This window comes from Streptomyces spongiae, assembly GCF_009377185.1.
Taxonomy (GTDB): Bacteria; Actinomycetota; Actinomycetes; order Streptomycetales; family Streptomycetaceae; genus Streptomyces; species Streptomyces spongiae.
This window is the reverse complement of the sequence record NZ_VJZC01000712.1, coordinates 1-4580: the sequence shown is the minus strand read 5'-3', so window position 1 is coordinate 4580 and position 4580 is coordinate 1. Positions and strand designations below refer to the sequence as shown.

The following is a 4580-nucleotide window of genomic DNA, read 5'->3' as shown; positions in this document are numbered from 1 at the left end:
CCCCAAGCCACCCGCCTCCCCCGCGTCGCCTCACTCCTGCGTCAGCACCACACACGACTCACCCGGCACACTCAGCACCCCGTCCGCCCCCGGAGCCTCCACCGGCTCCCACGCGGCCAGCACACGCGCGTGGCGCGCGCCGAGGGGGATGCCGGCCGGCTCCTTGCCGAGGTTGACCGCCACCCGGACGTCTCCCCGGCGGAACGCGAACCAGCGGGCGTCCTCGTCGCAGGCGACCTTGGTGTCGGCGAGGTCGGGGTCCGTGAGGTCGGGCTGGGCGTGGCGCAGCGCGATGAGGTCCCGGTACCAGGCGAGCACGCGCGCGTGGGGCGCGCTCTCCGGCTCGGACCAGTCGAGACAGGAACGGTCGCGGGTGGCAGGGTCCTGCGGGTCGGGGATGTCCTCCTCCGCCCAGCCGTGCGCCGCGAACTCACGGCGCCTGCCGTTGCGTACGGCCTCGGCGAGCTCCGGGTCCGTGTGGTCGGTGAAGAACTGCCAGGGTGTGCCCGCCGCCCACTCCTCGCCCATGAACAGCATCGGCGTGAAGGGCCCGGTGAGCATCAGGGCGGCCGCGCAGGCCAGCAGCCCGGGGGACAGGGAGGCCGCGAGGCGGTCGCCCTGGGCGCGGTTGCCGATCTGGTCGTGGGTCTGGGTGTAGCCGAGCAGGCGGTGCGCGGCGACGCGCGTACGGTCCAGCGGGCGGCCGTGCCGTCGGTCCCGGAACGTCGAGTACGTGCCGTCGTGGAAGAAGCCGCCCATGAGGGTCTTCGTCAGGGCCGCGAAGGGGGCGCGGGCGAAGTCCTCGTAGTAGCCCTGGGCCTCGCCCGTGAACGTCGTGTGCAGCGCGTGGTGGAAGTCGTCGTTCCACTGCGCGTGCACCCCGAGGCCGCCCTCCGCGCGCGGGGTGATGATCCGCGGGTCGTTCAGGTCGGACTCGGCGATCAGGAACAGCGGCCGCTCCAGCTCGGCGGCGAGCGCGTCCACCGCCGTCGACAGCTCCTCCAGGAAGTGGCACGCGCGCGTGTCCTTCAGCGCGTGCACGGCGTCCAGGCGCAGCCCGTCCAGCCGGTAGTCGCGCAGCCACGCCAGCGCGCTGCCGAGCAGATACGCCCGCACCTCGTCCGAGCCCGGCGCGTCGAGGTTCACGGCGGCGCCCCAGGGCGTGTGGTGCGTCTCGGTGAAGTACGGGCCGAACACCGGCAGGTAGTTGCCGGAGGGGCCCAGGTGGTTGTGCACCACGTCCAGGACGACGCCCAGGCCCAGCTCGTGCGCCCGGTCGACGAAGCGCTTCAGTGCCTCGGGCCCGCCGTACGGCTCGTGCACCGCCCACAGCGAGACCCCCTCGTACCCCCAGCCGTGCACCCCGGGGAACGGGCACAGGGGCATCAACTGCACGTGCGTGACGCCCAGTTCGGCCAGGTGCCCGAGCCGCTCGGCCGCCGCGTCGAGGGTGCCCTCGCGGGTGTACGTGCCCACGTGCAGCTCGTAGAGCACCGCACCGGGCAGGGCGCTGCCCGTCCACGGCACCCGCCACTCGTACCGCTCGTGGTCGACCACCGCGCTGGGCCCGTCCGGGCCGTCGGGCTGGCGGCGCGAGCGCGGGTCGGGCAGGACGGGGCCGTCGTCGAGCGCGAACCCGTACCGGGTCCCGTCCTGAGCCTCCGCCTCGCCCGACCACCATCCCTCGCGCCCGGGATCGCGCTCCAACGCGCGCGTGGTGTCCCCGTGATGAAGCGTCACCCGGTCGGCCTGCGGTGCCCACACCTCGAACTGCACGGACGGCTCCCCTTCAGCGGCTGATCGTTGATCGTGAGGTAGCCCGTCCATGGTGCTCCACACACGATCATTTCGCTTTTGAATCGGCCCATTTGCCCTGCGGGACAACCCTGTTGCCGGTGGCGGCCGTTTCCTCGTTTTCTGGACACCCCGGCCGCGCTGCCCGACAATCACCAGGTGACGTCGTCCTTCGAGTTCAATACGTACCCCGCGCGCCTGTCCGACGCGGAGCGCGACCGGGCGCTGAAGGTGCTCCGCGACGGCGTCGCCCTCGGACGTCTCTCCCACGACACGTTCATCCGGCGCATGGAGCTGGCGCTCATCGCCCGCCGCTCCGACGAGCTCGCCGCCCTCACCGCCGACCTGCCCACCGAGAGCCGCTGGTCCCGGCTGGTGTTCGGCACCGTCGAGGCGGTCTCCGGCTTCACCGTGCGGCTGCGCCGGGCCTGGCAGTCCGAGCGGCTCCCGAAGCTGCTGCTGCCCCACCCGGAGGGCGGCCACCCCCTGCGCATAGGCCGCGACCCCGCCAACGGGCTGCGGCTCAACCACGAGACCGTCTCCCGCGTGCACGCCGAACTCAGACGCCAGGGCGGGCTGTGGGTGCTGCGCGACCTCGGCTCCACGAACGGCACGACGGTGAACGGACGGCGCGTCATCGGCGCGGCCGTCGTCCGGGACGGCGACCAGGTGAGCTTCGGGCAGATGGCGTTCCGGCTCGCCGCGGAGTGATCCCGAGGGGGTTCCGCGGCTTCCGATCAAAGCTCTGGCCTGGGTTTTACTCAGCGAGTTGCTGAAATTCCCTTACCTTCCACAGTGTTGACGTTCCCCCCGAGCCGTGACTGACTGTGCGTACACCATGCACAACAGGTGAACCGACGGCACCACAGTGGAGGTGTGCCCTGCCGCCACTGCTCCGCTACCCGACCGTCGACGAGCTGGCCTCCCGCGCCGCGGCCCTCGTTGCCCGGCACCCCCGGGACGCCCGACTGCGGCGCGTGGGAACCTCACGGGCGGGCACGCCCCTGTGGCTGCTCTCCGTCGGCCACGGCAGCCGGCACACCCTCGTCGTCGCCGGACCGCACGCCAACGAACCCGTGGGCGGCGGAACGGTCCTGCGCCTGGCCGAGCGGGCCCTCGCCGACCCCCGGCTGTGCGAGGGCGCCGACACCACCTGGAACCTGCTGCTGTGCCTCGACCCGGACGGCGCCCGCCGTAACGAGGGCTGGCTGGCCGGCCCGTACACGCTGCAGAACTACTTCCGGAAGTTCTTCCGCCCGGGCTTCCTGGAGCAGCCCGAGTGGCTCCCCGAGGGCCCGGACGGGACCGTCCTGCCGGAGACCCGCGCCCTGCTCGACGTCCAGGACGAGCTGAGACCCTACTTCCAGTGCTCCCTGCACGGCGTGGACGTCGGCGGCGCCTTCGTCGAGCTGACCCGCGACCTGCCCGGACTCGCCCGCCGCGTCGAGCGGACCGCCGCCCGTCTCGGCATCCCCCGCGAACTCGGCCCGTACGACACCCTGTACTGGCCGACCCTCGGCCCCGCCGTCTACCGCATCCCACCGCCGCGCCGGGGCGACCTGGCCGCCGCCATAACGGAGGCGGCGGTCGAGTCCACGTGGTTCCACCCGCACCCGTACGGCACGGTCACCGCGGTCGTCGAGGCCCCCATGTGGGGCGTGACGGCCGTGGAGAACGACACACCGCCCCCGGACGCCGACGCCGTGCTCCGCGCCATCAGCCGCACGTTGCGCCGCGACACGGCCCTCCTGGAGGCCGTCCTCACGCGCGTACGCCCCTCGGTGAGCACCGGCCCCGACGCCGCCCGCCTCCTCGCTCCGGTGGACGACTATTTACTGGTCGGCCCCGGCATCGCCGACTCCTGGGACCCCGACACCGGCGGCGCCGCCCCGCGCCCGCTGCCACCGCTCGACACGGCCCGACTGACGGCGCTCGCCATCTCGGCCCGCCGGGTGGCCCTGCGGACGGCGGGACTGCTGCACCAGCTCGTGATCCGCGCCGGCGAGGACCCGGCCGGCGCGCTGCCCGACCTCGACCGGCTCATCGAAGCGTGGTGCGCCGACTACCGGGACGGCTACGGGGCCCGGTGGATCCCGGTCGCGCGCCAGGTGGAGTACCAGTCGCGGGTGGTCGTCGCCGCGTTCGAGCTGGCCGGCCGCCGCGCGCGCGTGGACTCCCATTCGGGTGAGCCGGGCTGGGGTTCGCAGGCCGCCGTGCCGATGCACAGGGAATGACGCACCCCACCCTGCACGCGGTCCGCACCGCCCTGCCGCTCGCCCTCGCCCTCCTCACGCTGGGCTCGGCCCCGGCCCACCCCGCTCAACGGGACAACGTCCCCGGCAACTGGCTCTACGTCACGGTCACACAGGGCGACAACGACCGGTCCGGAGAGATCCGGGACACCGTGCTGCTCTGCGGCCCGCCCCAGGGCCACCGGCAGGCCGTCCGGGCCTGTAAGGAGCTGCGGGAGGCCGACGGCGACATCGCCCGCATCCCGCGCAAGAACGTCTACTGCCCGATGATCTACGCCCCGGTCACCGCGTCGGCGCGCGGCCAGTGGGACGGCCGGACCGTCACGTACACGAAGACGTTCCCCAACGCCTGCCTGATGGAGGCGAACACGGGCGCGGTGTTCGCGCTCTCGGAGCCCGGCGAGGGGGCACGCGCGGCGAAGAAGACGCCCGGCACACGCGCGCGGCCCGCCCTCGGGCGCCCGCACCCGCACGCCTACGACTCGATGTGACCCACGGGCGCGCCCCGACGGCGTACGTCCCCTGTCTCTTATA

The 4580-nt window shown here is 73.3% G+C and carries 4 protein-coding genes; 3 read left to right on the top strand and 1 reads right to left on the bottom strand.

Features of this window, described 5'->3' with window-relative positions; all coding sequences use genetic code 11:
- Nucleotides 1-30 precede the first annotated feature (30 nt).
- Nucleotides 31-1776: a malto-oligosyltrehalose trehalohydrolase gene (treZ, locus tag FNH08_RS45130; protein ID WP_322726481.1), complete on the bottom strand. Its 1746-nt coding sequence runs from the start codon at nucleotides 1774-1776 to the stop codon at nucleotides 31-33.
- A gap of 177 nt (nucleotides 1777-1953) precedes the next feature.
- Here treZ and FNH08_RS45125 point away from each other — a divergent pair, with 177 nt between their 5' ends.
- The 3 genes from FNH08_RS45125 to FNH08_RS45115 all read left to right on the top strand — a co-directional run bounded on the left by FNH08_RS45125 (nucleotide 1954) and on the right by FNH08_RS45115 (nucleotide 4537).
- Nucleotides 1954-2505 (top strand): DUF1707 and FHA domain-containing protein, encoded by a 552-nt coding sequence (locus FNH08_RS45125; protein ID WP_322726480.1) that lies wholly within the window; start codon nucleotides 1954-1956, stop codon nucleotides 2503-2505.
- 170 nt (nucleotides 2506-2675) lie between these two features.
- Complete coding sequence (locus tag FNH08_RS45120; RefSeq protein WP_228034768.1) at nucleotides 2676-4028, top strand: M14 family zinc carboxypeptidase; 1353 nt, start codon at nucleotides 2676-2678, stop codon at nucleotides 4026-4028.
- A complete protein-coding gene (locus tag FNH08_RS45115; RefSeq protein ID WP_152777348.1) occupies nucleotides 4025-4537 on the top strand; it encodes an SSI family serine proteinase inhibitor in 513 nt (170 codons plus the stop codon). Before FNH08_RS45120 ends, FNH08_RS45115 begins: the two co-directional genes overlap by 4 nt.
- Nucleotides 4538-4580 lie beyond the last annotated feature (43 nt).